Here is a 25,450-nt window from a genome sequence, read left to right as displayed (position 1 = left end):
ATAGCCTATGAGCGGGGTTGGTTTAGAGGCAGTGCCGAAAGGTGAACGACGCGACCGCCCTCGCGTTGCAAACTGATGTGGCTTCCTGTGGCGATAGCAAGTTACATTGACCCGCAAGCCGATTTTCTTTAAGATTTTTCGACGTCAAGAGTTAGGTTACCAGCGACAGCTCGCGAGCGATGTGCCGGCATCTGAGTGACTCCCACAAAAACCGAGGCCGCAGGATTGGGTCGACGGTTTGCTCGGAGGATAGGCGGGGAGAGCGTCGACACAAAGTCCGCCGGGTTGCCCCTCACATGACAAGGACGCCCCCATGCAGGGTATGCGCATACCCCGCGAGTCCCCGGCCGGCTGGCTCATCGAAGCGCCGGCCAAGTTGAACGTCTATCTAGACGTTCTGCCTAGGCGTCCCGACGGCTTTCACGGAATCCGCACCCTGCTCTGCCCGGTGCGGCTGAGTGACACCCTCTGCCTCCGGCCCGACAACGCCCTGCGCGGCGAGGTGCGGCTGACAATCAGGTCTCACCACCGCTCGATCGACGCTTCGCAGGTTCCCACCGACGACCGCAACCTGGTCACGCGGGCGCTCCGCGGCGTGTGGGCCGCGCGGCGGCTTGAGGCGGGCTGCCACGTCACGATCGAAAAGCGGATCCCGTCGCAGGCGGGCCTGGGCGGCGGTTCGAGCGACGCCGCGGCGGCGATTGTCGCGGCCAACCACCTGTGGGACCTGCGGCTCACACCAGAAGAAGCACTCTCGGTCGCCGCCGCGGTAGGCAGCGACGTCCCCGGACAGCTATCCGGCACCGCCAACCTGTGCGAGGGCCGCGGCGAGCAGGTCACGCCGGCGCCGATCCCCGCCGGCGTGCCGTGTGTCATTGCCAAGCCAGCGGCGGGCCTCTCTACAGCGGAAGTTTTCTCGCGATGCACGCCGGGGGAAGCCGATGGCGGCTCCGTAACGAAGCTACTGGCGGCCCTCCGACACGGCAGGTGGCAAAAGTTGCCATCCCTCGTGTCAAACCAGCTACAAGCCGCGGCTATGGAGCTCTGCGACGAGCTCCGCATGCTGGCCGCGGCGTTCCACCAATTCCCGTTTGTTGCCCATCAAATGACAGGCAGCGGCGCCGCCTACTTCGGCGTGTGCCGCTCGCACCAACAAGCCCTGCAGGCCGTGGCCTGGCTGAGGGCCCGGCAGGCAGCCTGGGCCGTCGCCACATGCACCGCCTAGCGGCACAACGGACTCACCCGGAGGTAAGGATGGAGATCACCGAAGTTCGCATCAAGCTCATGGACGAGTCTCAAGAGCGGCTCAAGGCGTTCTGCTCCCTCACGTTCGACGACTGCTTCGTCGTGCGTGACCTCAAGATCATCGAGGGCTCCAGCGGGCCGTTTGTCGCGATGCCAAGCCGCAAGCTCACCTCGCACTGCCCCAAGTGCGGGATGAAGAACCACCTGCGGGCCAACCACTGCAACCAGTGCGGCAGCCGCCTGGCCGAGAACCGCTTGATCAAGGACGCCGACGGCCGCGCGAAGCTCTACGCCGACATCGCCCACCCGATCAACTCCGCGTGCCGCGAGATGATCCAGGAGCACGTGATCCGGGAGTACGAGAACGAGCTGAAGCTCTCGAGCCAGCCCGGCTACATCTCGCGGTACGACGACCTGGACGGCGAGGACTACTCGACCGACGAGGTCGAGACCCGCCGCGTCGACTCGCCGCACAGCTCCAGCACCGTCAGCCGCCCGCACCACCCGCCGGCGGGCGACCCGATGCCCAACTCGGTGAGCGGCCCGCACCGCCGGCCCGGCGGGTCGTCGATGGCGGACTCGACGGCGGACTCGGCCTCGCCGAACGCGAAGAGCGCCGAGGGGGGCTTCGGTTCGGGAATCTTCGAAGAGTAAACGCCTCGCGATCACTACGCGTGAGTCGGTTCTACGGGCCGTTAAACCGCGCAGCCTGCGGCGCCTTTGGCGATCGGAGATCCTGTGCTGCGCGACTACGCCATTCGGCCGTTGTGAGTCGCGACCGGTCGATACATCGCTCTGCCGAACCGCTTCTGCGCGGCGGCACAAAACACGCCAGACCACCAAGGCGTCGCATTTTACCAAGAGCACCAAAGATACCCATCCACCGGCACCGATACTTGTTGGTGTCGGAAGGGTGCGGAGGGGCGAGCAGGCGTGACGAACGCCTGGACCTCTCGGCGGGCAACAGGGAGGCGTTGCGAGCGTATGGATCAGGATGTGAGTTACACCGAGCGTTTCAACGCGGTGAAAGAGTTCATTCACTCCACACTCTGCTCTCGCGACAACCTGCGGACAGACTGCTTCCAGCTAAGCCAACGCTCGCTCGAAAGAGCGGGCAGACGGTGCGGTTGGCACTTCTGTCTGCATGGTCCACGCCAGCTTCAGTTGACCGCCATCTGGGACATGGAAGCTCAGTCGATCCTGTTTTATGGTTCGCAAGGCGAACGGTTTATGACCGCGCCGGCTCCGTGCGCCGCCTAATTGGCGGCGGCTTGCAGCCCACCACTCCGACCCGGCGCCGCGAAGGATTTGCGGCGCCGTGAACGGCAGAAGTAGTTGACAAGCGCACACCGGGTTTAGTATACATACGTGCACAGCCGACGGCGGGAGACCCACCCGCCGTCACGCCCGGTCTGTGCAAGCGGAGCCGGCATTTCGGCCCCGCGGTAGACGAACCCGCTTCATGACACGGAGGTCCCCTATGCTCGTGCTATCACGCAAAGAGACTCAGCGAATCCGAGTTGGCGATTCGGTCGTTGTTACGATCGTTAAGGTGTCCGGCGATAAGGTCCGGGTGGGCATCGAAGCCCCGAGTGACATGCTCGTCCTGCGCGACGAACTCGAGCCGTGGGAGACATCGCCCGCGGCGCCTCTCGCCCCGCAGGAACCGATCGCCGTGCCTTCGCTGCTCGCGTCCCCGGCGGCCAACAGCGTCGCCTAGCGACCCGCGGCGGACCTCGCACCGCCCGCAGGTCCATGGCTGCCTCTTACGGCCTACCCGGCCTCAAGGGAGCTGCCTTCACGCCCTACCGCGGAGCGGCACATTGACGCCGCTCCGCGGAGACGCCTTGGTCGGCCTGAGCGACGCTTCAACGGGACGCCGACCGACACATTTGCGGCGTGCCCCTCATCTATTCCGCCCTGTTTGCCCAGCGTGCGCAAGGGCGGCTCGACGCCCTGTGCTATTGCGCAGTGGATTCTCGGTTCTCCAGGGAATTTTGACTTCCCGGGCCCTCATCGTTACAGTGCAGGCAACCAGTCAGAGCGATGCGCCCGCTGGATTGACTTGCCTCCCCCCTGAAGCCCTCCATCTGCCGCGCGCGGCGACACCCGGTCGACGACCGATGCCGACCAGCGACCCGAAGTCGTGCTGCCCCGTTCGGGCCCCTTCTTTGCCCGATCTCTCATTGATCGTATACCGAGCGAACTCCGCTCCCAGGAGTCGAATTGCTATGGGTAATCGAACTCGTATTAGACGCCGTGGTTTCCTTACGGCCGGCGCCATCGCCGGGTTGGGACTCAACCTGGGCGACTTCTTCGCACTGCGAGCCGCGCAGGCCGCGTCGAACAAGTACGTGACGCCGCCCGTGACCGCCAAGAGCGTGATCCATATCTTTCTGCAGGGCGGGCTCTCGGCCCAGGAGTCTTGGGACCCCAAGCCGGAGGCGCCAATCGAGTACCGCGGCGAGCTCGGCTCGGTAGAAACCAAGCTGCCGGGCGTCCGCTTCGGTGAGTTGCTCCGCCGCACCGCCGGGGTCGCCGACAAGCTGACCGTGGTCCGCTCGGTCACGCACGGCGAGGCCGCCCACGAGCGCGGCCAGCACAACATGATGACCGGTTACCGCCCGAGCCCGGCGCTGACGTACCCCAGCTTCGGCAGCGTGGTGAGCCACGAGTTCGGCCCCCGCGAGAACCTGCCGCCGTACGTCTGCATCCCGAACGCCCCTAACCCGTACGCCAGCAGCGGCTACCTGAGCACCGCGTACGCGCCGTTCAGCGTCGGCAGCGACCCGGCCCGCGGCGACTTCAAGGTCCGCGACCTCGAGCGGCCCAACTTTGTCAGCGACGACGTTTACCACCGGCGGCTGGCGGCGCTCGAAACGGTCAACGGACGGTTCACCGAGCGGACCGCCTCGGACGCGGTCGCCGCGATGGACGAGTTTTACCAGCGGGCGTTCAGCCTGGTCGGCTCGCAGCACGCCCGCGAGGCGTTCGACATGAACAAGGAAGACAACAAGGTGCGTGACCGCTACGGCCGCCACGAGGCGGGGCAGCGGATGCTGCTCGCCCGCCGCCTGGTCGAGGCGGGCGCCCGGTTCGTGTCGCTGTCATACGGGGGCTGGGACCACCACAACGACATCACCAACAACATGCGGCGCCAGCTCCCGCCGTTTGACCAGGCGTTCGCGACCCTGATCGCCGACCTCGACGAGCGCGGCCTGCTCGACGAGACCGTCGTGCTGGTATCGTCGGAGTTTGGCCGCACGCCCAAGATCAACAACACCGCCGGCCGCGACCACTGGTCCAAGGTGTTCAGCGTGGCGATGGCCGGCGGCGGCTTCCGCCGCGGCGCGGTGATCGGCTCGTCCGGCGCGACCGCCGCGGAGCCCGAAGACACGCCGATCACGCCGGAGGACCTGGCCGCCACGATGTACCACCTACTCGGCATCGCGCCGGAGAAGGAACTGATGGCCCCGGGCGACCGGCCCATCGAAATCATCGACGGCGGCCAGGTCCGCAAAGAACTGTTGGCGTAGACCGCCGATCGCAGACCGCCGCGTTTCGTCACTTCAGGGGGGATTCAAGTGAGACACGCAACACAAACGCTCGTTGCGCTGCTGTTGTCGCTCGGCGTCGCGTTGCGGGCGACTGCCTACGAGCCGCGGCTCTCTCGGCTCGAACCGGCCGGCGGCCGGCAGGGGACCACCGTCTCGGTCGACTTTGTCGGCGGCCGGATCGGGATCGACCCGGCAGAGGTTGTGTTCTACGAGCCGGGCCTGAAGACGGTCGCCCTCGAGCGGGTTGACGACAACCGCACGCGTGTGCAGTTGGAGATCGAGCCCGACTGCCCGCTGGGCCGGCACGAACTGCGGCTGCGGACCAACAGCGGCCTCAGCGAGATCCGCACCTTCCACATCGGCGTGCTGCCGGAGGTTACGGAGGTCGACCCCAACGACTCGCTGGACGCGCCGCAGGCGATTGAGTTCGGCTCGACCGTCAACGGCGTGATCAAGCGGGAGGACATCGATTGCTTCGCGTTCAACGCCAACGAGGGCCAGCGGGTGTCGGTCGAGGTCGAGGGGCTGCGGATGGGCCGGACGTTCTTCGACCCGCTGCTCGAGCTGCTCGACGAGGGCGGCCAGGTCATCGCCGAGTGCGACGACGCCGCCGCCGCGCACCAGGATGCGTTCCTGTCGGTCACCGCTCCTCACACCGGGCGGTACATTGTGCGGCTGCGTGAGACCGCCTACCGCGGCGACGACAACTGCGTCTACCGGCTGCACGTCGGCGAATTCCCCCGGCCAGACGCCGTGTTTCCCCCGGCGGCCGCTCGCGGAGTGGAAGTAGAGGTTGCGTGGATCGGAGGCAACGGCGGCAAGCAGCAGGTGCGGATGCCGAGCGAGGGCGACCAGTACGAGTACTGGCCCGAAGACGAACGCGGGACGGCGCCATCGGCCCTGCCGATCAAGCTGCTCGACGCACCGCCGGCCGCCGAATCCGAGCCGAACAACAACCGCAATGAGCCCAATCCCATGCCCGCCCCCGGCGGCGGTGTGGGCGTGCTGGCCGAGACGGGCGACCAGGACTGGTACTCCTTCGAGGCGAAGAAGGGGCAGGTGTGGGAGCTGCGGGTGCAGGCGAGGGAGCTCCGCTCGCCGCTCGACGCGGTGCTGCGGGTGTTCACCCCAGACGGCAAGAATCTGGCCGGCAACGATGACGACCGCGGCGCCCCCGACCCCTATATCCGCTTCACCGCGCCCGAGGAGGGGACCTACCTGCTGCAGGTCTCCGACCGGATGGACCGCGGCCAGCCCGACTACGTTTACTATGTCGAGGCGGCCGAGCGGAAGGCGATCGCCGAGGTGAAGATCGAGGAACGCCGCCGCTATGAGGCGACCGTCCTGGAGGTCCCCCGCGGCGGCAAGACCGCGACGCTGCTCACCGTGACCCGGCGTGACCTGGGGGGTGAGCTCAGGGTCGACTTCGAAAACCTTCCGCCCGGCGTCACGGCCGAGGCGTTCCCGCTGGCCGCCAACTACAACCGGGTGCCGGTGGTGTTCAGCGCGACCGAAGAGGCGCCGCTGGCGGCCGCGCTGGCGCCCCTGGAGGTGAGCCCGACCGAGGGCGAGCAGCCGATCGAAACGCAGCTCGAGCAACAGACGTGGTTCGCCCGTGGGCGGAACAACCGCCCGATGTGGAGCCACTTCGCCAAGCGGGCCGCGGTAGCGGTGACCGACCCGCTGCCGTTCCGGATCCGGATCGAACCTACCAACTCGCCGCTTGTGCAGGGCGGGGCCAAGGACCTCAAGATCATCGCCGATCGCAACGAGGGCTTCGACGAGGCAATCCGGATCTACACACTCTACAACCCGCCCGGCGTTTCCTCGAATCGCTCGCGGTCGATCACCAAGGGGCAGAATGAAGCGATCATCCCCGCCACTGCGAATGGCAACGCGACCACCGGCGACTGGCAGATCACCGTTGTCGGCGAGCTGAACTCGGGCGGCCGGGTCTACGCCTCGACGCCGTTCGCGAAGCTGACGGTCGCCGAGCCGTACTTCGACATGAAGGTCCCCACGGTCAACAGCAAACAGGGCGAGGAGGTCGAGCTGACGCTCGAGCTCAACCAGCGGCACGAGTTTGACGGCGAGGCCGAGCTGACCCTCGTGCGGTTGCCGCCGGGGGTGGCTGCCGAGCCGACCAAGGTGACCAAGGACGCCACCTCCGCCACGTTCAAGCTCGTCATCGCCGCCGACGCCAAGCCGGGCCGCCACCGCGGACTTGGGTGTCAGGCAAAGCTGACCGTGACCGACGAGCCGGTGGTGTACACGCAGGGCTACTCGGAGGTGCGCGTCGATCCCCGGCCCGCCGCCAACGCCACGGCCGACGCGAACAACGGATCCAACGGAAGTCAGTCATGACCAACAATCAGTTTCCCAAGCTGCTGCTCGCCGCGGCGATCTCGCTGGCGCCTACCCCGTCGGCCTGGGCCGAACCCGCGTCGACTGAGTTTACGGAGCTGCAGGTATACCCGCCTCAGGTCACGCTCGACCACGCCGCCGACACGCAGCAGGTGGTCGCGATCGCCTACCGCGCCGACGGCATGACGCTCGACGTGACCGACCTGGCGAACTGGCGGGTCGAACCGGAGCACGGGGCCGCTGAGGCGGTCACGCTCGACAGCGGCGTGCTCTCGGCCAGCGGCAACGGGGTCGCGCGGGTCACGGCCGAGTTTGCCGGGCTCAGCGCCACGATCGACGCCCACAGCGCGGGCGACACGCCGGCGCCCGGCGTGAGCTTCCGGCACGACGTGATGCCGGTTTTCATGCGGGCGGGCTGCAACGCCGGCGGCTGCCACGGCGCGTCACGCGGCAAGGACGGCTTCCGGCTGTCGCTGTTCGGCTTTGACCCGGCGGGCGACCACCACCGGCTGACCCGCGAGATGGCCGCCCGGCGGCTCAACCCGGCGCTGCCGGACGAGAGCCTGATGCTGGAGAAGGCGATCGCCGCGGTGCCGCACTCCGGCGGCAAGCTGTTCGACAAAGAGAGCATCTACTACCAAATGCTGCGGGACTGGGTGGCCGCCGGCACGCCGAACGACGTCGCCGAGGCTCCGGCCGTCACCTCGCTCTCGCTCTACCCACCCGCCGCGGCGGTCGGCGCGGGGGGGCAGGGGCAGCGGTTCGTCGCCGTGGCCCAGTACTCCAATGGCGCCACGCGCGACGTAACGCACTTGGCGGTGTTCCAGTCCAACAACAGCGTCAGCGCCGAGATCGACGACGCCGGACGGGTCACCTCCGGCAAGCGGGGCGAGGCGTTCGTCATGGCGCGGTTCGACACGCACACGGTCGGCAGCCAGGTGCTGGTGCTCCCCAGCGGCCAGCCGTTCGAGCCGGTCGAGGAGCAGCATGCCAACTTCATCGACGAGCTCGTCGGGCAGAAGCTGCGGACCCTGCGGATCAACTCGAGCCCGATCGCCAGCGATGAAGAGTTCCTGCGCCGCGTGTCGATCGACATTGCCGGCCGGCTGCCATCGCCCGAGGAACGCGAGGCGTTCCTCGCCGACTCCGACCCGGGCAAGCGGGCCGCCAAGATCGACGAGCTGCTCGCCGGCCCCGAGTTCGCCCAGGTGTGGGCCGCCAAATGGTGCGACCTGCTGATGGTCCGCGAGCAGCCCAACCGGGTCGAGTACAAGCCGATGTTCCTGTACTCGCAGTGGGTCACCGAGCAGATCAACAGCGACCGTCCGTTCGACGATGTTGTGCGAGACCTCTTGAGCGCCAGCGGCACCACCTTCGATACGCCGCAGGTCAACTTCTACCAGAGCGAGCCGGACCAAAAGAAGATCGCCGAGAACGCCGCCCAGGTGTTCCTCGGCATCCGCATCCAGTGCGCCCAGTGCCACAACCACCCGTTCGACCGCTGGACGATGGACGACTACTACTCGTTCACGGCGTTCTTCAGCCAGATCGCCCGCAAGGCGGGCGAGGATTATCGGGAGGTGATGATCTACAACCGCGGCGGCGGCGACTCGAAACACCCGGTGACCGGCGCCGCGATGGCGCCCAAGTTCCTCGGCGGCCAGGTGCCCGACACCAAGGGTCAGGACCGGCGTCGGGCGGTGGCCGACTGGGTCGCCTCGCCCGACAACCCGTACTTTGCCACCAGCGTGGCGAACCGCGTGTGGGCCCACTTCCTCGGCCGCGGCGTGGTCCATCCGGTCGACGACATCCGCGTCAGCAATCCCGCGAGCAACCCGGCGCTGTTCGAGGCGCTCGGCAAACGGTTCGTCGAGTCGGGGTTCAGCCTCCGCTCGCTCGCCCGCGAGATCTGCAACTCCAACGCGTACCAACGCTCGTGCCAGCCGAACGACTCCAACGCGACCGATGTGAGCAACTTCGCCCGCGCCACGCCGCGGCGGATCCCGGCCGAGTCGCTGTGGGACTGCCTGAGCCAGGCGACCGCCACCGAGCAGGACAAGCTGCCGGGGCTGCCGCCCGGCGCCCGGGCGGTCGAGATCGCCGACGGGTCCAAGGGAAACTACTTCCTGACCACCTTCGGCAAGTCCCAACGCGAGTCGGTCTGCGCGTGCGGCGCGGTGACCGAGCCGACCCTCTCGCAGGCGCTGCACATGCTCAACGGCGACGCCACGCAGGGCAAGATCTCCCGCGGCAAGCTGGTCGACGGCTGGATTGCCGAGGAGCTCACCAACGAGCAGATCATCGACCAGATCTACCTCCGCTGCTTGTGCCGCCAGCCGACGGACGACGAGCGCTCGAAGCTGGTCGCTCTCACCCCGGACAAGGAGGGCCGAGGCCGAGCTTTGCAGGACGTGTTCTGGGCGGTGCTCAACTCCCGCGAGTTCCTGTTCAACCACTAGCAACGCTCGGCGTCTCGACCGCTGCAACGATACCTTCGATTCCTACGAGGCACTGCCTTGCGACACGACCGCCTAGTTCTCGCCACGCTCGCCGCCACGCTCGCCGCCACGCTCGTCGGCTCGACCGCCGCTGCCGCGGATAAGGTCACTTTCGAACAGCACGTGGCGCCCATCTTCCGTCAGCACTGCCAGGCGTGCCACAGCCAGGACGACGCCTCCGGCGGCCTGGCGCTGGACAACTACAACGCCACGCTGGCGGGCGGCGCCGGCGGCGAGGTGCTGGCGTCGGCCGACGTCGGCGGCTCGCGGCTGTGGAAGCTGGTGAACCACGAGGAGCAGCCGGCGATGCCGCCCGGCGGCGAGAAGATACCGGCCGATCAGCTGGCGGTGCTGAAGCAGTGGATCGAGGGCGGACTGCTGAAGGACGCCGGCTCGAAGCCAAAGCCGAGCGCCAAGCCCGCCATCGCCTCCGTGGCGACCGACAACTCCGGCAAGCCGGTCGGCGAGCCGGCCATGCCGACCGGCGTCTACCGCCAGCCGGTGGTGACAAGCGACTTCGTCGGACCGATCGCCTCGCTGGCTGTGAGCCGCTGGGCGCCGCTGGCGGCCGTGCCGTGGCAGCGGCAGGTGTCGCTGTACCACACACAGACGAACGAGCTGCTGGGCGTGCTGCCATACGTCGACGGCACGCCGCAGGTGGTCCGCTTCAGCCGCGACGGCAGCCTGCTGCTGGTGGCGGGGGGGCATCACGCGTCGCTCGGCAACGCCGCGCTCTACGACGTCAAGAGCGGGGCCCGCCTGGCGACCATCGGCGACGAGCTCGACATCGTGCTCGCCGCGGACATCAGCCCCGACAAGACGATGGTCGCGATTGGCGGCCCGAAGAAGAAGGTCCGGGTGTTCCGGGTCGCCGACGGGGAGAAGATCTACGAGCTCGGCAAGCACACCGACTGGATCACGGCGCTCGCCTTCAGCCCGGACGGCAAGCTGATCGCCACCGCCGACCGCGCTACCGGGCTGCGGACCTGGGACGCCATCGCCGGCAACGAACGCAATGACCTACGCGGCCACAGCGGCGCGGTGACGTCGGTCGCCTGGCGGTCGGACTCGGCAGTGCTGGCCTCGGCCAGCGAGGACGGCTCGGTCAAGCTGTGGGACGGCACGGGCAAGGCGATCAAGTCGTTCGGCGCGCACGGCGGCGGCGCGTCGTCCGTGGCGTTCGCGGCCGATGGCCGGCTGGTAACTGCGGGGCGGGACCGCAAGGTCAAGCTCTGGAAGGCGGACGGCGGTCACATCGCCGACCTGACCGACATGAACGACATCGCCCTGGCCGCGGTGTTCGCCGACGAGGACCAGCGGGTAATCGCCGCCGACTACACCGGCGAGGTCCGCGTCATCACCATCGAAGACAAGCAGCCCGCGGGCGTGCTGCCGCCCAATCCGCCGCTGCTCGAGACACGACTCGCCAAGGCGGCCGCGGCGGTCACCGCACAGGAGCAGCAGATCGCCGCGGCCAAGCAGCAGGCAGAAGCCGCCGGTCAGGCAGTAGCCCAAGCCGAAACGGCGCGCATCGAGTTTGAAAAGCTACTGGCCGCCGCCAAGCAGTCCGCCGACGAGGCCGCGGCCCGCCTGGCCGAAAACGATGCGGCTCTGAAGCGTGCTCAGAAGGAACTGGAATCGGCCAAGCAGGAGCACGAGCAGTCGAAGCAAGAATTCGCTGAGGTCGAAAAACAGCTGGCCGAGTTCCGCACGCAACAGGAGCAGTCGCCGCCCGCCGAAGGAGACGCCGCGGCCGCCGACGCGGCGGCCGCCAAGCTGGCCCTGCTGGAGCACGCCTACAGCGACGCCAACGGCGCGGTAGCCAAGCTGCAGTCGCAACGCAAGGCGGCCCGCGTGCAGCGCGACAAGCTGCGTGAAACGCAAAAGTCAACCAAGCAGGCGGCCGAGCTCGCGTCGACGCAGCTGGCCGCGGTCGAGAAGCAGCGGGCAGCCCTGCCGCCCTTGGACCAGCTACGCACGGCGGCGAGCGCCGCGGCGGAGGCCGCCCAGGGCGCCGAGGCGGCCGGCCAGCAGTTGGTATCGGCCCGTGAGGCGATTGAGTCCGAGGTGGCTGATTTCTCGCGGGCGATCGCGGCGTTGACCGAAAGCTCGCAGAGCCTAACGGCTAACCAGACGAGCATTGCCCAGTCGCTCGGCGCGGCCGAGGCCGAACGTCAGGCGGCCGCCGCCGCGGTGCAGGCTAAGGCCGACGCGGTCGCCGAGGCCAAGGCCCGCTTGGACGAGCTCAAGGGTCGGCTCCGTTCGCTGCAGAACGAGCAGCGGGACCTTTCCGCGCAGCTCAAGGCGAGCGAGGATCAGCTCGCCGGCGTCACCCAGCAGATGGGGGACGCCCAGCAGCAGGCGCAGATCGCCGAGGCGAAGCTGCGCGACCTGACCGCCGCCGAGGCGATGCGGAAAGCCTACGCCGAAGCCGAGTAGTCTACGCGGCAGGCCGGATTTCTTAGCAAATCCGTAGAATCCGCCCGCACGATCCGAGCCAGCGGACGCGGACGCCCCTTTGACTCCCGGCGGGGGCGTCGGGCATAATACGGATCTACATGGCGGCCCGCGGGGCGGCCGGCGAGGGGTCCCTGTGATGGGGATCTTGCGAACCTGGTCAGGGTGGAAACACTGCAGCCATAAGTTTGTGAACCAGGTGCGGGGGCCTCTCGCCGACCGCCGCGTTGCCGCCAGCTCTTGGCGTCTGACTCTCCCCCCACTGATCAACTGGCCGCCGGACCTGCCGGGGGGTTCTTTTTGCCCGTCCAGCGGGCGTGACCGAGGGCCACGGGCATGTCCGAAACCGCTGCTGGCAACCACGACCCCACCGGAAACTCTCCGGGGGCTCCGCACCACGACGAGTACGTCGTGGTGGCGCGGCGGTACCGGCCCCAGACGTTCGACGAGCTGATCGGCCAGGGGCACGTCGCGCAGGCGCTTAAGCAGGCGATCGCCACGGGCAGGGTAGGGCACGCGTACCTGTTTACTGGCGCCCGTGGCGTTGGCAAGACGTCGGCCGCGCGGATCTTGGCCAAGGCGCTCAACTGCACGGGCAATCCGGACGGGGGCCCAACCCCGACGCCGTGCAACCAGTGCGAAGTGTGCCGCAGCGTGTCGACCGGCGACGACGTCGACGTGCTCGAGATCGACGGCGCCAGCAACCGCGGCATCGACGAGATCCGCCAGCTGCGGCAGAACGTGGCGATCCGCCCGAGCCGCGCGCGGTTCAAGGTGTACATCATCGACGAGGTGCACATGCTCACCAAGGAGGCGTTCAACGCCCTCCTGAAGACGCTCGAGGAGCCGCCCGAGCATGTGAAGTTTGTGTTCGCCACGACCGAGCCCAACAAGATCCCGATCACGATCTTGTCCCGCTGCCAGCGGTTCGACTTCGCCGGCATCGAGTCGACCGCCATCCAGACGCGGCTCGCGCAGATCGCGGAGTCGGAGGGCGTCGGCATTGATGTCGAGGCGCTGCAGATCCTGGCGATGAGGGCGGCCGGCTCGATGCGCGACAGCCAGTCGCTGCTCGAGCAGCTGCTGGCGGTGTCCGAGGGCGCGATCACCGGCGAGGACGTCAACCGGCTGCTCGGCATTGCGCCGGCCCAGCGGGTCAGCGACCTCGCGCGGCGGCTGGCCGAGCGTGACGCCGCCGGCGCGCTGGCAGAGGTGCACAGTGCGATTGCCGGTGGGGCCGACGTCGGGCAGCTGCTCGACCAGCTGCTCGGCTACTTCCGCGACGTGATGGCGGTGTCGGTCGGCGCGGGGATGGACGCCGCCTTGTACGCGCTGCCGAGCCAGGCCGAAGAAGTCACCTCGCTGGCGGGCGCGCTCGGCCCGCAGACGCTGCTGGCGATCCTGCAGGTGCTCGACGAGACCGCCGCCCGGCTGCGGGTGAGCGTCCACAGCCGCACGCTGGCCGAGATGGCGGTAGTCAGAGTCTGCCACCTCGAAGACCTCGACGATCTGGCCGACTTGGTTGCGTCGCTGCGTGAGGGGGGGACGCCCCCCGCGGGCCCGCCCGCCAAACGCCCGGTCGGGCCGAGCAAAGGACCAAACAACGGGCCAGACAACGGTCCGGCCCCGCAACCGAAACCTCCGACGCCGGCGGGGACGACCCCGGCGTCTGGCGCGCCGACGGGCGGGTCTGCCCCAGCCCCCTCTGGTACGGCCCCCTCTGGTACGGCCCCCTCTGGTACGGCCCCGCAAAAAAATCAGCAGCCGAGCGCCGCAAATGCCACCGCGTCCGCTGCTCCTGCCACCTCTCAGCTGAACGGCAGCGGCGCCGCCCCGCCTCCCGCCGCGGCCCCGCGTCCTATCAGCCCCGCGCCCACCGCCGAGCGTCCCCCCGAGCCGGCGCGGCCGCGGCCCGCCCCGCCCCGCCCGCGCGACATCGACGCCGCCACGGCGGCCAACGCCGCGCTGCAGGAGGCTGAGCAAGAGTCCGACTCAGCAAACGCCGACTCAGGGAACGCCGACTCTAGCAGCACAGTGCCCAGTGCCTCGGCCGCCGCCGGCGACACAATCGCCGACGACAAGCTGCAGCAGGCTTGGCAGGCGGTCTCCAAACAGGTCGGCGGCATCCTCGGCAACCTGGCGGCGATGGCGGTGTCAGTCGGCGCGGTCGACGAGCGGCGGGTCTGCGTGCGGTTCGACAACCCCGTCAGCCGCGACACGTGCGACCAGCCCGCGCACAAGCAGCAACTTGAAGACGCGTTGGAGTCGCTGGCCGGCCGCAGGCTGCACCTCGAGTTCGAGGCCAAGGCCCCCGCCGTGACAGCGCCACAGCAGCGGATGACCCGCCGGCAGCGCCAGGCCGAAATCGCTCAGCGGCCGTTTGTGCAGGCGGCCCTCGAGCTGTTCGACGGTCAACCCGACAAGCTCCGCTACGTGCCGCCCGCCAACAAGAATTGATCCCTCGGGCGACCGCCCGCGGCCTACCTACGGAGAACAGACATGCTCAAAGGACTTGGAAACATCGCCGGCCTCATGAAGCAGGCGCAGGAACTGGGCGGCAAGATGCAGGCCGTTCAGGAGCAGCTCAAGCAGGTGAAGGTGACCGGCTCGGCCGGCGGCGGGCTGATCGAGGTCGACGCTAACGGCCAGGCCGAGGTGCTCGCCGTACGGATTGACGCAGGGCTGCTCGAGAAGCAGGAGAAGGAGATGATCGAGGACCTGCTGCCCGCCGCGGTCAACGACGCCCTCACCCAGGCCAAGCAGAAGGGCGCCGAGGCGATCCAGGAGGTCACCGGCGGGCTGAACCTGCCGGGCCTCGAGGGACTGATAGGCGGGGGCAGCTAGGCCGCTTGGACGCGGGGCTGGTCCCGCCCGGGCAATCTCGAGGCTCAGGCGGCATTTCCGCTACGGTCGTTCGACGACCAAGCCGACCCAGGGGCGGTTCCCAACGCCCCCACGGGTCCGGCTGAGCTATTCTTTGCAGGGGCCGCTTCCCTGCCATTCCCGCGACTATACACGCACTGCTTGCGGGACAAGGCGTTTGACCTTCTGGATTTGCCAGGGGTATGCTACCTCTACCGCCGCGTCGACGCCCAAGAGGGTGAGTCGCCGCTGGTCCTATTATTCACGAACGGGAAATCCTATGCGGTTGTCTCTCGGGCAACAGATGCAGCTGGCTCAGAAGCAGGTGCTTGCGCCGCGGATGATCCAGTCGATGGAGATCCTGCAGCTGCCGATCATGGCGTTGCAGGAACGCATCGAGCAGGAGATGGAGGACAACCCGTGCCTGGACCTGGTGGAGCCGAGCGAAGACTCCGACCGCGAGGAGCCGGTCGAAGAGTACGAGAGCGCCGAAGACGGTGAGCGCGAGCTGGTCGTCAAGGAAGACGCCAACAACGAGGACGACTTTGAACGCCTGATCAACATGGCGGACAACCTGCCCGACGACTACGAGGAGCGCAGCCGCCCCTCGCGCGGGCAGATGGAGGCCGACGCCGACCGCGCCCACGACGCCATGGCCAACATGGTCGCGCGTCCCGAGTCGCTGTCCGACTACCTCAGCCACCAGCTGAGTTGGTTCGAGGCCGACGACGAGGTCCGCAAGATGGCCGACCGGATCATCTACAGCCTCGACAGCAACGGCTACCTCAAGACGCCGCTCGAGGAGCTGCTCCCCCCGCTGCCGGCCGACCTCAACGGCGACGCCGATGCGCTCCGTGTCAAGCAGATGGCCGTTGCGGAACGCGCCCTGGCGCTGGTGCAGCACCTCGACCCCCCCGGGGTCGGCGCGCGGAGCCTCAAGGAGTGCCTGCGGCTGCAACTCACCCCGGGCATGCCGTTCTACGAGGAGCTCAGCACGCTCATCGAGATGCACCTCGAGGACCTCGAGAACAACCGCCTGCCGCTGATCTCCAAGAAGACCGGCTACTCGATCGAGCTCATCCAGGAAGCGTGGGAAGAGCTCCGCAAGCTCAAGCCCAAACCGGGCGCCGACTTCAGCGAGACTTCCGTCCCCGGCGTCACGCCCGACGTGTTCGTCGAGAAGGGCGACGACGGGACCTACAAGGTGCGTCTCGAGGACGGGCAGATCCCCTCGCTCTACATCAGCCCCTACTACCGCAACCTGCTGCGTCAGGCCGGCGGCGCCGACGACAAGACCCGCGAGTACATCAAGCGGAAGATCAACGCCGCGCAGTGGCTCATCGAGTCGATCGAGCAACGCCGCGGCACGCTGACCCGCGTCGCGCAGGCGATTGTCGAGCACCAGACCCGGTTCCTCGACGAGGGGCCGGAGTTCATCGTGCCGCTCAAGATGCAGCAGATCGCCGACCGCGTCGGCGTGCACGTCACGACCGTCAGCCGCGCGGTCGACGACAAATGGATTCAGGCGCCCCGAGGCATCTACCCGCTCAAGCGGTTCTTTGTCGGCGGCACCACCGGCGCCGACGGCGAGGACATCGCCTGGGACCGCGTGCGGCTCAAGCTGCAGGAAATCGTCGACGAGGAGGACAAGAAGAAGCCCTTCTCCGACGACGCCCTGGTCGACGAGCTCGCCAAGCACGGCATCACGGTCGCCCGCCGCACGGTCACCAAGTACCGCAAGGCGATGGACATCCCCAGCAGCCGCCAACGCCGCGACTGGTCCAAGGATGAGGACTAGCGCCGCTAGTAGTTGATGGTGATCCCGGAGTAGAAGGTTCGGCCGCCGTAGGCACGCAGTGAGTTGATGCGCCGTCGCGAGAACTCCGGGTGGTAGATGTCCTCGTCCAGCAGGTTCTGCACGAGCAGCTGCCACTCGACGACGTCCGCCCGCCCACCGAACAGCCTCCCCATATCGAGCCGGGTGTTCAGGCTCAACGAATGGTACTCCGTCGGGATGGGATTCACTATCAGAGCGCCCGGGTTCACTACCGTCACGGAGCCGGGCGCGCTGAAGTAGGAATCGAACAGGCCCATCGCGACCAAGCCGTTGTCGTAGGCGACCCCGAGCTTGGCCATCCAGTTTGGGGCGTGCGTCGTGTCCGCCACGCCAGCGTCGTCGATGTTCTGCTGCCAGGTCACGCCGGACACAAACCGCAAAGACTCGGTGCACTTGACCGCCGACTCTAGCTCGACGCCCTGGATCTCGAGGCTGCCAAGGTTGCCGTATGTCGGGGGGCTGAGTGAACCGTCTCTCGCGACCATGTCACTGTAGATGCTGTGGAAGTAGGTGCAGGCAAGGCGGCTGCCCTCGGTGGTTCGGACCAGTTGCGCCTCGTAGGTGTCGATCGTCTCCGGGGCGAGGTTGGGGTTTCCGACAAACACCGTGCCCGCTGAGAAGTCGGTTTCAGAAGAAGAGGGCGACCGAAAGGCGTTGCCGTAGAGCAGTTTGGTGCTCCAGAGCTCGGTCAGCTGCAGGATGGCGCCGGCCCTGGGCGCCACGCCGTGCTTTAGCGTTCCCGGCATGTTGCCCTGCACGCCAGCGGTCAGCGTCAGCCATTCGTTAGCCTGGTACACCACCTGGGTGTACGCGCTGTACCAGGTCTTAGAGTACTTGGGGACCGCGGTCCCGAGCTGCCCCTCCCGGATCTCGGCGGTGGCGCCCCCCATCCACTGCAGCTTGTCGGTAATCGACGCACGGAGGATCGGCTCAAACAAGTAGTCGTGGGAGATGAAGCTCCCAATCGCCAGCGTTGGCGTAAACGAGCTCTGGTCGCTGTAGTTGTAGGTGAAGTGCGTTTCGAGCGAGACGTCCTCGCCCGCGCCAAGGGTGTAGCCCACATCGGCAAAGGCGCGCGTCGCCGCGAAGTAGGCGTTGTCGAGCGCCCTGCCGGTTGGCGTCCCGAGGCCTCCCTGAATCGACTGCGCGATGAGCGAGTTGAAGGTGAAGTCGCCGTATTGCAGCGCGGCGCCGACCCCGTAGTCGTCGTGGTGAAACAGGTGCGAGAACGGGGCGCCAATCTCATCGAAGCCGGAGAATTCGAACCCGCCACTTCTCAGGTGCATGGCGCCGATGTAGAGGTCGCTATCGGCGTCCTGGTCCCCACTACCAAGCGTCGCGCCGTACCGGTAGGTGTCGTTGGAACCCGCCAGGACAGAAGCCTCGTTTGCGCTGACGGCGCCCTTCTTGGTGACGAGGTTGATCACCCCCGAGTACGCGTTGGTGCCGTAGAGCACCGACCCGGGGCCGCGGATAATCTCGATGCGTTCGAGCATCTCGATCGGGAACGAATTGTAGATGGCCATGTGCATGCCGCCCTGATTCGTGTCCTTGAACGGACGGTTGTTCATCAGCAACAGCACGTGGATGTCGTAGTGCCCAAACAGGTCGCCCCGGATCGAGGTCACGTTGTTGGGGACGTAGGCAGAATTGGGTGTCCAGATACTCGTGGCTCGCTCCAAGACCTCGCGCAGCGTCTTCCCACCGTACGCGCGGATCTGCTCTGCCGTGATCACCTGCACGACGCCTGGCGCCTTGGAAGACTTCTCCGAGCTCCGTGACACCCCCTCGACCACCGGGTCGCTGAAGGTAGAGATGGTCGCGTTGACGCTCGCGTTCGACAGCTGCTCGACGTCCATTGACAGGATCTTGTCGAGGTCGGCCGCGTCGCCGCCCGGTGAGTCTAGCGGTTGGTCCAGGCCGCCGCCCCGTGAGACCGCAACGGGGTCCGGCAAGGCCTGCTCGTCCGCGTGGGACGTGGCGGCCGACAACATCAGCGTCAAGGCCACGGCGAGGAGCAAGTCGATGCGGCGACTCGCCCGACGCCCACCGCCCCCACCCACCCTCATAGAGTCAGGCGCACGCGTCATCCCAACGTCCCTTCTAGGTGTTTGCCACAACGATCTGACGTGCGTTCCGTCGCGCGTCGATTCCGTGGCCTCAATAGAGCGTCGGAACCCGCACAACTCCGACTGCAGGCAGAACCGCGACCTGCGTAGCACCCACATGAGAAACCGGAGCGGGCGCTGACCTCCCCCCCCTAAGAATCGCCTCAATTCGCCCGCTATCCCTACGTCGCGGCATGTCGGGCGCGATCGGGTCGGCGCTCATCGGCCGGAGCAGGGTGAACGGCGCCAAGCCGGCGCCCGCCGCCCGATCACCAAGTCCGCAACGCGATGGACATCCCCCAGCGGTCGCCAACGCGGCGACTTGTCCGGGGACGAGGCCTAGCGTCGCTCAAGCGTCGGGCGCGATGCGACCGGCAATTGGCGGCCCCTGCGACCGCTCACTCCTGAGCGCCCCGTCGCGGGGGAGCCCGCAGACCCGCGTCACGAACCAGGCCACAGCCAGTCCGAACAGGTTCGCCAGCAGCACCAGCCACGCGGTCTCGGCGTGGACCAGGAAGAGAGCCCCGATCGCGGCGCCAACCAGGCCCCAGGTGACTGTAGCGCGGAACGAGCCGCCGCGCAGCCTTACCGAGCCTAGGGGGTTAGATGCAGGAGGCATCGCGCTATCGGGCGGCCACCCGCTCGCCGGGGTCACCCAGCAGCTTCTCGAGCTGCTCGCCGAGCCGCTTGCCGCGGCAGTGCACCGCGGCGACCTTGCCGTCGCGTCCAATCAGCACGAACGCCGGGATCCCGCTGACGCGGAGTTCGGCGGCCATCGATTCGCGGTTCTTCGGGTGGCGGTCGGCCACCACGGTCCACGGCGGCTTCTCCTGGGCGACAAACTCCTGCAGGGCGGCCATATCCCGGTCGACGCTGACCGCCACGACCTCGAAGCCGGCCGCGTGGTGCTTGTCCCAGTTGGCGCGGATGTTGGGCATCTCGGCCCGGCACGGTCCACACCAGGTCGCCCAGAAGTCGACCAGCACCACCTTGCCCTCGAACTGCTTCCAATTCAGCGGCTGGCCGGCCAGCGAGACCCCGTGCACATCGAGTTCCTTGCCCACCAACGCCAGGAGCGGATCCTCACCGCCAGCCGCCGGCGGCGACTCAAAGTCGATCGTCTTCTCGCCGTCGGGGAACTCGGCGCTGATGGCGAACACCCTCCAGCCTTGGCCCTCTTGCCGGAAGTGCAGCTTGGTCTTGTGGAAGGCGCCGCCGGCGCGGACCACCACCGGGGCCTCGGCCGTGCCGCCCTCGACCCGCACACGTCCGACGCGGATCGCCCGCGTGTGCTCGTCGGGCTTGGGCAGCCCGGTCAGTGGCGACTTGCCCTGCTCGGCCACCTTGGCCGCCTCGGCGGTAAGCAGGGCCTGAGCTTCCTTGCGGTCGGTGGTGCGGAGGTCCTTGAAGAAGGTCTCGGCTGAGGCCTCAATCGCCTTCCGGTCGTCGACGCCCGATCCGCCCCCCGCCGCTTTGGCTCCGTCGGTCAAGAACTCGCGGTCGGGCTTGCTAAGGCGATTTAAGGGAACCGAGACCTCTTCCCCGTCGGCCTTGCGCAGCCGGACCACGTCGTCCGAGACGTCCACCAGCTCGGCCTCGATCGCGAACCGCCCCGACACATCGGTCCACGTGCGCGGCGCGGCAATCACACAGGCCCCAACGCCCAGCACGCACGCCGCGACCAGCAGGGGCAGTCTCCCAACGTTCCGAGTCGTCATCATCGCCTCCGGAAGAATATCTCTTTGCCTTGGGAGGCCGGGATGACCGCCCTGGAACTCGCAGCACGGTCGCCCGTCTAGGCGCCCTGGGTGATCATGTGCAGCCCGCGGCGGCGGCGTTCCTTGCGGCGGGCGTCGTCGATCTTGTCCGCCACGCCGCGGACGTTGTCGATGCCTGGCAGGTTCAGCTCTGGCGAGGTCTTGTCGCCCGAGATCACAATGATGCTGCCGACCCGGAACGCCCGCTCGACCGGCCCCTGCTTGAAGGTCACGTCGTCGATGTCGATCAGCTCGATGCGGTCGATGGTCCGCCAGAGGATGCCCGACTCGTGGATGAGCCGCTGCGTGGTGAGCGTGTAGTGCACGCTGTACCGGCGGTAGGCGAACCAGGCGATCATGATCACCCAGACCAGCACCGCCAGCCCGATCACGATCAGCCAGGTGCCGGTCATCACGCCGATCACAACTGCTAGCACGGTCGCGGCGGCGGCGGCGATCCACTGGCCGACCATCGCCTTGCTGGAGTAGGCGCCGTCCCAGATCTCGTCCTCGATGTCCTCCTCGTCGTCGGCCGAGTTGAGGTGGGTCGCCTTGCGGAACTCTTCGTGCGGCGACGGCTTGGCGGCCGGCGCCGAGGCGTGCTCGTCCGCAGTGGGATCCGGATCGGTCGCGGCCCGCTCCCCGTTCTCCGCCCGCAAATCGGCGCCGCACTTGTGGCAAAACGCGGCGTCAGTCTCGGTCTCGGTCTGGCAAGCTGGGCACTGCATTGCGTGTCGACTCCCAATCTCTTGTTTCTAACAAACAGGCAAGGCCGGCATTATACGGCGCCGGCGCCGCGGCCTGCCAGCAGCGGCGCCGGCGCGACTCCCGGTATTCGCCCTCCGCCGCCCGATCTTGCCGGCTGGGAAATCTGATTCTGAGCCTGCCTGCGTAGGCTGTACTCCCCTACGCCGCGGTGTAAGATGGGCGGCATGAAATGCCCCTTCTGCCACGTCGACAATGACCGGGTCATCGACTCCCGGGCGAGCCAAGACGGCTCCGCTATCCGGCGTCGGCGGGAGTGCCTCAAGTGCAACCGGCGGTACACCACCTACGAACGCCCCGAGGACATCACGATCAAGGTCGTGAAGAAGGACGGCTCCCGGGCGCCGTTCGACCGTGAGAAGATCCGCCGCGGCCTCGAGCGGGCGTGCGTCAAGCGCTCGATCAGCAGCCTCAAGATCGAGAACACCGTCGCAGCGATCGAGAACGACATCTACGCCAGCTTCGACACCGAGGTCGACTCCCGCGACCTCGGCCAGCTGGTCATGGAGCACCTCCGCGACCTCGACCCGGTGGCGTTTGTCCGCTTCGCCAGCGTCTACCGCGAATTCAACGACGTGCAGGACTTCTTCGAGGAGCTCCGCCCGATGCTCGAGGGCGAAGGCCGCTCGACACCCCGCTAGAGGCCGCTGGACCGAACTCCGCTAGAGGCCGCTGGGCCGTTGCAGGACGAGCCCGTCACCCCACAGGGAACAGGCCTGCGCCGCCGGGCAACCCGCCGGCGGCAAGCCGATCCCGCTAGACAGCCGTCCAGAGACGATCTAGAATCACACGCAACGCGACCAGCCCCCCGGGCCCCGGTCGCGTCCCCATTTAGGGGCGGTAGCTCAGTTGGGAGAGCGCTGCGTTCGCAATGCAGAGGTCGGGAGTTCGAACCTCCTCCGCTCCACTTTTTCCTGCGGCTTGTTTGTCTTTCCGCCAGGCGATTCTGCTCGCTGCTTCGTGCGGTCCCGCGGTCGTTGCTTCTGACTCGGTCGGGGTCGACGCGTGCGTGCCCTGCTGTTGCGGGGCGTCAACCCGGCAGCGCGTGCTCCCGCAGCTCTTCGAGGCTCGCAAACTCTAGCGCGGTCATGTGGGTCGCTTCCAGCCGCACCGGCGGGGCGACGCCGGCGTCGTACGCTTCTTTCCAACGGGCCGCGCACAGGCACCAGCAGTCGCCGGGCTGCACCCCGGGGAACAGGTACTCGGGGACCGGCGTGGAGAGGTCGTTGCCGACGCGGCGGCTGAAGTCGAGGAACTCCTCGGTCGCCTGCACGCACACGACGTGCAGGCCGAGGTCGCTCTGACCGGTGCGGCAGTAGCCGTCGCGGTAGAAGCCGGTCATGGGGTCGGTGCAGCAGCTCTGCAGTTCGCCGCCGAGGACGTTCTTGCCGCTGCGTGGTGGTGTCTGGCTCATGCTGGTGCTCCCACAAAAAAAGGCGGGGCCCGCGTCGGGCCCCGCCTGAAGGTTATAGCTGCATTCGACAATCTCGGCGAGCGTTAGGCTTCGAGGTTCTCGATCTGCTTGCGTTCGCTCTTGGCCGTGACCGACTGCAGGGCCGTGATGCGGCGGTCCGGCTTGCTCTGCATGCCGTTGATAACCGAGCCGATCAACCTGATGCCGACGCTGCGGAGCAGCTCGGCCGACTGGTGGATCTTCGGCAGGGTCGTGTGGTCACGCAGCACCGACAGCAGGGCGCCGTCGCAGTGCTGACCGAACAGCAGGGCGTCGGACAGGCCGAGGACCGGGGCGCCGTCGATGATGATGAAGTCGTACTCGCCACGCAGCTTCTCGAAGATCGGCTGCACCTGGTCGGTCGCCAGGGCGTGCACGGCGTCGGCGTCGCAGTAGCCGGCGGTCAGCACCCACAGGCCTTCGGCGTGGGTCGGACGCACGACGTCGCTCACTTCAACCTCGGCCCGCAGCACCTCGCAGAGCCCGTCCTCCAGCGGGAGGTCGAACAGCGTGTGCAGGGCCGGGTGACGCATGTCGCCGTCAATCAGCAGGGTGCGGCGGCCGGCGCGGGCCAGGCTCGCGGCCAGCTGGCTCGAGACCGTGGTGCGTCCCTCAAGGGTCGACGGGCTGGTGACCAGCACGATCTGCCGGCGGCGGGTCGTGCTCTCGTGCATCAGCGCGGTGCGGACGCTGTCGATCGACTCGGTGAGCTGAGCGACAATCGGGTGCGACGGGTCGAGCGCCTTGCGTCCCGAGAGCGACGGCAGCGTGCCGACCACGCGGATCCCAAGTCCCTGGTCGATCTGGTCGGGGCCGTTCAGCTTGCGGTTGCGGAACTCGAGGTACGAGATACCAAAGGCCACGAGGCCAAGGCAGGACAGGCCTCCGAGACCAGCGATAGCGTAACGCTCAGACTTGTTGATGTTCTCCGACGTGTCGACGCTGCCGAACTCTGCGACGCGGTCGGGACGCTTCAGCTCGACGTCCCAGTGCTCGATCCGCTCGGTGATACCGGACTGGATCATCTTGAGGCCCTCGATCTCCGCATTGCGTGCGAGCAGGTCGGTGTCGATCTGGCTACGCCCGCGGATCTCGTCCAGCAGCTCTTCCTGCTGCTTCTTGGCGGCCTGGATCTGCTGGCTGATGCCGGCCCTGGTCACGTTCATCTGGTTGTTGATGCCCGTGAGGTAGGGGTCGACCTGGGTGCGGTTCTGCTGCTTGATCGCGGCGGTCATCTCCTGGCGGTACTGGTTCATCTGCTGGGAGATGGCGTTCGCCTGCTTCTGCAGCTGACGGGTCTGTGCCGACGATCCCTTGTTCGACTGGACCGCCTCAAGGTCCATGATGTACATCTCGTACGAGAGCTGCTTCTGCTTGAGGTACTGGTACTTGGGGTCGGATTCCAGGGCCTGCTCGATCCGCTGGTCGAGGACCGACGGATCCTGGTACTGGCGGACCATGATCTCGTACTGCATGGTCGCGTCGTACAGGCGGGACTCGAGCTCGGCGATCTTCTTGACGCTCTCGTTGATCGCGGTGCGGAACTGGGCCAGTTCGGGGTCGCCGCCGAACTCGTACTGCAACGGGGAGCCGCTGTCCTTGATCAGGGCCATGTAGGCGTCGGTCTTACGCTTGATCTCTTCGTCGAGGTCGCGGTAGCTCTCGTTGAGGATGTCGCGCGGCTTCTGACGCTGGATCTTGCTCTCAATAACGACCTCGTCGAGGTAGGCCTTGCTCACCGCTTCGACGATCTCCTTCAACTCCTCGGCCGGGGCGGCGCCAGACAGACGGATCTCGAGCACCTGCGAACCCTGGGGGAACTGCACCCGCAACTCCTCGCCGAGGTACTTCGCCTGGTCGGCGACCGGCACCCCGTCGAAGAAGCTCAGCTGCCCCAGTTCGCCGGTGCGGAGCGCCGAGTTTAGCACGCTGGGAGTTTTGATCAGGAACACCTGGGTCTGTCGAAACAGATCGAAGTCCGATTTCGCAGCGTTGAGCGACGGGTCGATGATCGACTGCTCGCTGCTCTCTACCTGGAAGTAGCGGAACGCGGTAGCCGACTCAGGGAAGAGAGCCCAGAGCACGCCGGCCCCGAGCACGCCGGCGAGCAGACCCATGCCGAGCGCCATCAGCCAACGACGCCGGAAGGCGTGGATCATGGACGAGGCGTCCATCCCACCCTTCATGACGTCCTGGGTAGCGGCCGGCCCGTAGGGCGAGGCGCCGGCCAGGGCAGGCATGCCGCCCTGCGGGAGCATGAGTTCTCGGGAGTTGGCGTCGTCTCGAGTGGCGGCGCCAGGAAAAGAAGAGCTGTTACTGTTGTCAGTCATCGAACAACGTTCTCCAAGGTTTGGTCTCTACCGGGCCGCGGCCTGGGGCCCTGGTCCGAACCGATCGCGTATGGTTTGCCCACAGGTCTTTGCAACTCACAGGCCAGAGCGCCAAAGATCAGCGGGGGTGGCTTGTTTCCCGAGGATTCTTGGTGACTGACGCCGCAACTCGATTGCCACGCCGGGCCCGTGTTGCGTCCTTGCTACAACGGGAGTC

The 25,450-nt window shown here is 67.3% G+C and carries 17 protein-coding genes, 1 tRNA gene and 1 other RNA gene; 13 read left to right on the top strand and 6 right to left on the bottom strand.

Going from position 1 to position 25,450, the window contains the following annotated elements; all coding sequences use genetic code 11:
* Positions 1-313: 313 nt before the first annotated feature.
* The 11 genes from ispE (at position 314) to rpoN (ending at position 16,781) form a co-directional block, all read left to right on the top strand.
* Positions 314-1,225, top strand: a complete 912-nt coding sequence (gene ispE, locus Pla123a_RS06500; protein ID WP_146585044.1) for a 4-(cytidine 5'-diphospho)-2-C-methyl-D-erythritol kinase — start codon at positions 314-316, stop codon at positions 1,223-1,225.
* A gap of 29 nt (positions 1,226-1,254) precedes the next feature.
* Positions 1,255-1,899 (top strand): SpoVG family protein, encoded by a 645-nt coding sequence (locus Pla123a_RS06495; protein WP_146585043.1) that lies wholly within the window; start codon positions 1,255-1,257, stop codon positions 1,897-1,899.
* A gap of 826 nt (positions 1,900-2,725) precedes the next feature.
* Positions 2,726-2,965, top strand: coding sequence for a carbon storage regulator (locus Pla123a_RS06485; protein WP_146585041.1), 240 nt, complete (start codon positions 2,726-2,728; stop codon positions 2,963-2,965).
* A 511-nt stretch (positions 2,966-3,476) separates the two neighbouring features.
* Positions 3,477-4,781 (top strand): DUF1501 domain-containing protein, encoded by a 1,305-nt coding sequence (locus Pla123a_RS06480; protein ID WP_146585039.1) that lies wholly within the window; start codon positions 3,477-3,479, stop codon positions 4,779-4,781.
* 48 nt (positions 4,782-4,829) lie between these two features.
* The gene (locus tag Pla123a_RS06475) at positions 4,830-7,166 is read left to right on the top strand and encodes a PPC domain-containing protein (protein WP_146585037.1); all 2,337 of its coding nucleotides are present in this window, start codon (positions 4,830-4,832) and stop codon (positions 7,164-7,166) included.
* The gene (locus Pla123a_RS06470) at positions 7,163-9,625 is read left to right on the top strand and encodes a DUF1549 and DUF1553 domain-containing protein (protein ID WP_146585035.1); all 2,463 of its coding nucleotides are present in this window, start codon (positions 7,163-7,165) and stop codon (positions 9,623-9,625) included. The genes Pla123a_RS06475 and Pla123a_RS06470 overlap by 4 nt, the downstream gene beginning before the upstream one ends.
* 57 nt (positions 9,626-9,682) lie before the next feature.
* Positions 9,683-12,103: a WD40 domain-containing protein gene (locus Pla123a_RS06465; RefSeq protein ID WP_146585034.1), complete on the top strand. Its 2,421-nt coding sequence runs from the start codon at positions 9,683-9,685 to the stop codon at positions 12,101-12,103.
* A gap of 142 nt (positions 12,104-12,245) precedes the next feature.
* Positions 12,246-12,339, top strand: an RNA gene (ffs, locus tag Pla123a_RS06460) — signal recognition particle sRNA small type.
* Between the two features lie 118 nt (positions 12,340-12,457).
* Positions 12,458-14,578, top strand: a complete 2,121-nt coding sequence (dnaX, locus tag Pla123a_RS06455) for a DNA polymerase III subunit gamma/tau (RefSeq protein ID WP_146585032.1) — start codon at positions 12,458-12,460, stop codon at positions 14,576-14,578.
* A gap of 42 nt (positions 14,579-14,620) precedes the next feature.
* Positions 14,621-14,965 (top strand): YbaB/EbfC family nucleoid-associated protein, encoded by a 345-nt coding sequence (locus Pla123a_RS06450; RefSeq protein WP_146585029.1) that lies wholly within the window; start codon positions 14,621-14,623, stop codon positions 14,963-14,965.
* Between the two features lie 298 nt (positions 14,966-15,263).
* Complete coding sequence (rpoN, locus tag Pla123a_RS06445) at positions 15,264-16,781, top strand: RNA polymerase factor sigma-54 (protein ID WP_146585028.1); 1,518 nt, start codon at positions 15,264-15,266, stop codon at positions 16,779-16,781.
* A 5-nt stretch (positions 16,782-16,786) separates the two neighbouring features.
* Here rpoN and Pla123a_RS06440 read toward each other — a convergent pair whose 3' ends face one another.
* From Pla123a_RS06440 to Pla123a_RS06425, 4 genes are all read right to left on the bottom strand, one after another.
* On the bottom strand, positions 16,787-18,910 hold the full coding sequence (locus Pla123a_RS06440) for a TonB-dependent receptor plug domain-containing protein (RefSeq protein ID WP_231956343.1): 2,124 nt from the start codon (positions 18,908-18,910) through the stop codon (positions 16,787-16,789).
* 367 nt (positions 18,911-19,277) lie between these two features.
* A complete protein-coding gene (locus Pla123a_RS06435) occupies positions 19,278-19,547 on the bottom strand; it encodes a hypothetical protein (protein ID WP_146585024.1) in 270 nt (89 codons plus the stop codon).
* Between the two features lie 4 nt (positions 19,548-19,551).
* Positions 19,552-20,646 carry a redoxin family protein gene (locus Pla123a_RS06430; protein WP_197527736.1) on the bottom strand — a complete coding sequence of 365 codons (1,095 nt, stop codon included), beginning with the start codon at positions 20,644-20,646 and terminating at the stop codon, positions 19,552-19,554.
* Positions 20,647-20,723: 77 nt separating this feature from the next.
* On the bottom strand, positions 20,724-21,413 hold the full coding sequence (locus Pla123a_RS06425) for a PH domain-containing protein (protein ID WP_146585019.1): 690 nt from the start codon (positions 21,411-21,413) through the stop codon (positions 20,724-20,726).
* 204 nt (positions 21,414-21,617) lie between these two features.
* On the opposite strand from Pla123a_RS06425, the gene nrdR reads away from it, so the two are divergent.
* Positions 21,618-22,091 (top strand): transcriptional regulator NrdR, encoded by a 474-nt coding sequence (nrdR, locus tag Pla123a_RS06420; protein WP_146585017.1) that lies wholly within the window; start codon positions 21,618-21,620, stop codon positions 22,089-22,091.
* A 193-nt stretch (positions 22,092-22,284) separates the two neighbouring features.
* Positions 22,285-22,357, top strand: a tRNA-Ala gene (locus Pla123a_RS06415).
* A gap of 123 nt (positions 22,358-22,480) precedes the next feature.
* Here the strand turns inward: Pla123a_RS06415 and Pla123a_RS06410 are convergent.
* Entirely contained in the window at positions 22,481-22,864 is a 384-nt protein-coding gene (locus Pla123a_RS06410) for a DUF2237 family protein (protein ID WP_146585015.1), read from the bottom strand.
* An 83-nt stretch (positions 22,865-22,947) separates the two neighbouring features.
* Positions 22,948-25,233, bottom strand: a complete 2,286-nt coding sequence (locus Pla123a_RS06405; protein WP_146585013.1) for a tyrosine-protein kinase domain-containing protein — start codon at positions 25,231-25,233, stop codon at positions 22,948-22,950.
* Positions 25,234-25,450: the final 217 nt, after the last annotated feature.

It is taken from the genome of Posidoniimonas polymericola, assembly GCF_007859935.1.
GTDB classification, from domain to species: domain Bacteria; phylum Planctomycetota; class Planctomycetia; order Pirellulales; family Lacipirellulaceae; genus Posidoniimonas; species Posidoniimonas polymericola.
Note: the sequence above shows the minus strand (reverse complement) of the source record. Positions and strands in the feature narration are given on the sequence as shown.

Bases quoted from the DNA above. Each gene is read 5' to 3' on its own strand.
- Pla123a_RS06485 (WP_146585041.1), top strand. From the start codon at position 2,726: ATGCTCGTGCTATCACGCAAAGAGACTCAGCGAATCCGAGTTGGCGAT.
- Pla123a_RS06430 (WP_197527736.1), bottom strand. From the start codon at position 20,646: ATGACGACTCGGAACGTTGGGAGACTGCCCCTGCTGGTCGCGGCGTGC.
- nrdR (WP_146585017.1), top strand. From the start codon at position 21,618: ATGAAATGCCCCTTCTGCCACGTCGACAATGACCGGGTCATCGACTCC.
- Pla123a_RS06495 (WP_146585043.1), top strand. From the start codon at position 1,255: ATGGAGATCACCGAAGTTCGCATCAAGCTCATGGACGAGTCTCAAGAG.
- Pla123a_RS06440 (WP_231956343.1), bottom strand. From the start codon at position 18,910: ATGACGCGTGCGCCTGACTCTATGAGGGTGGGTGGGGGCGGTGGGCGT.
- Pla123a_RS06410 (WP_146585015.1), bottom strand. From the start codon at position 22,864: ATGAGCCAGACACCACCACGCAGCGGCAAGAACGTCCTCGGCGGCGAA.
- Pla123a_RS06480 (WP_146585039.1), top strand. From the start codon at position 3,477: ATGGGTAATCGAACTCGTATTAGACGCCGTGGTTTCCTTACGGCCGGC.
- Pla123a_RS06435 (WP_146585024.1), bottom strand. From the start codon at position 19,547: ATGCCTCCTGCATCTAACCCCCTAGGCTCGGTAAGGCTGCGCGGCGGC.
- Pla123a_RS06425 (WP_146585019.1), bottom strand. From the start codon at position 21,413: ATGCAGTGCCCAGCTTGCCAGACCGAGACCGAGACTGACGCCGCGTTT.
- ispE (WP_146585044.1), top strand. From the start codon at position 314: ATGCAGGGTATGCGCATACCCCGCGAGTCCCCGGCCGGCTGGCTCATC.
- dnaX (WP_146585032.1), top strand. From the start codon at position 12,458: ATGTCCGAAACCGCTGCTGGCAACCACGACCCCACCGGAAACTCTCCG.
- Pla123a_RS06405 (WP_146585013.1), bottom strand. From the start codon at position 25,233: ATGACTGACAACAGTAACAGCTCTTCTTTTCCTGGCGCCGCCACTCGA.
- Pla123a_RS06470 (WP_146585035.1), top strand. From the start codon at position 7,163: ATGACCAACAATCAGTTTCCCAAGCTGCTGCTCGCCGCGGCGATCTCG.
- rpoN (WP_146585028.1), top strand. From the start codon at position 15,264: ATGCGGTTGTCTCTCGGGCAACAGATGCAGCTGGCTCAGAAGCAGGTG.
- Pla123a_RS06450 (WP_146585029.1), top strand. From the start codon at position 14,621: ATGCTCAAAGGACTTGGAAACATCGCCGGCCTCATGAAGCAGGCGCAG.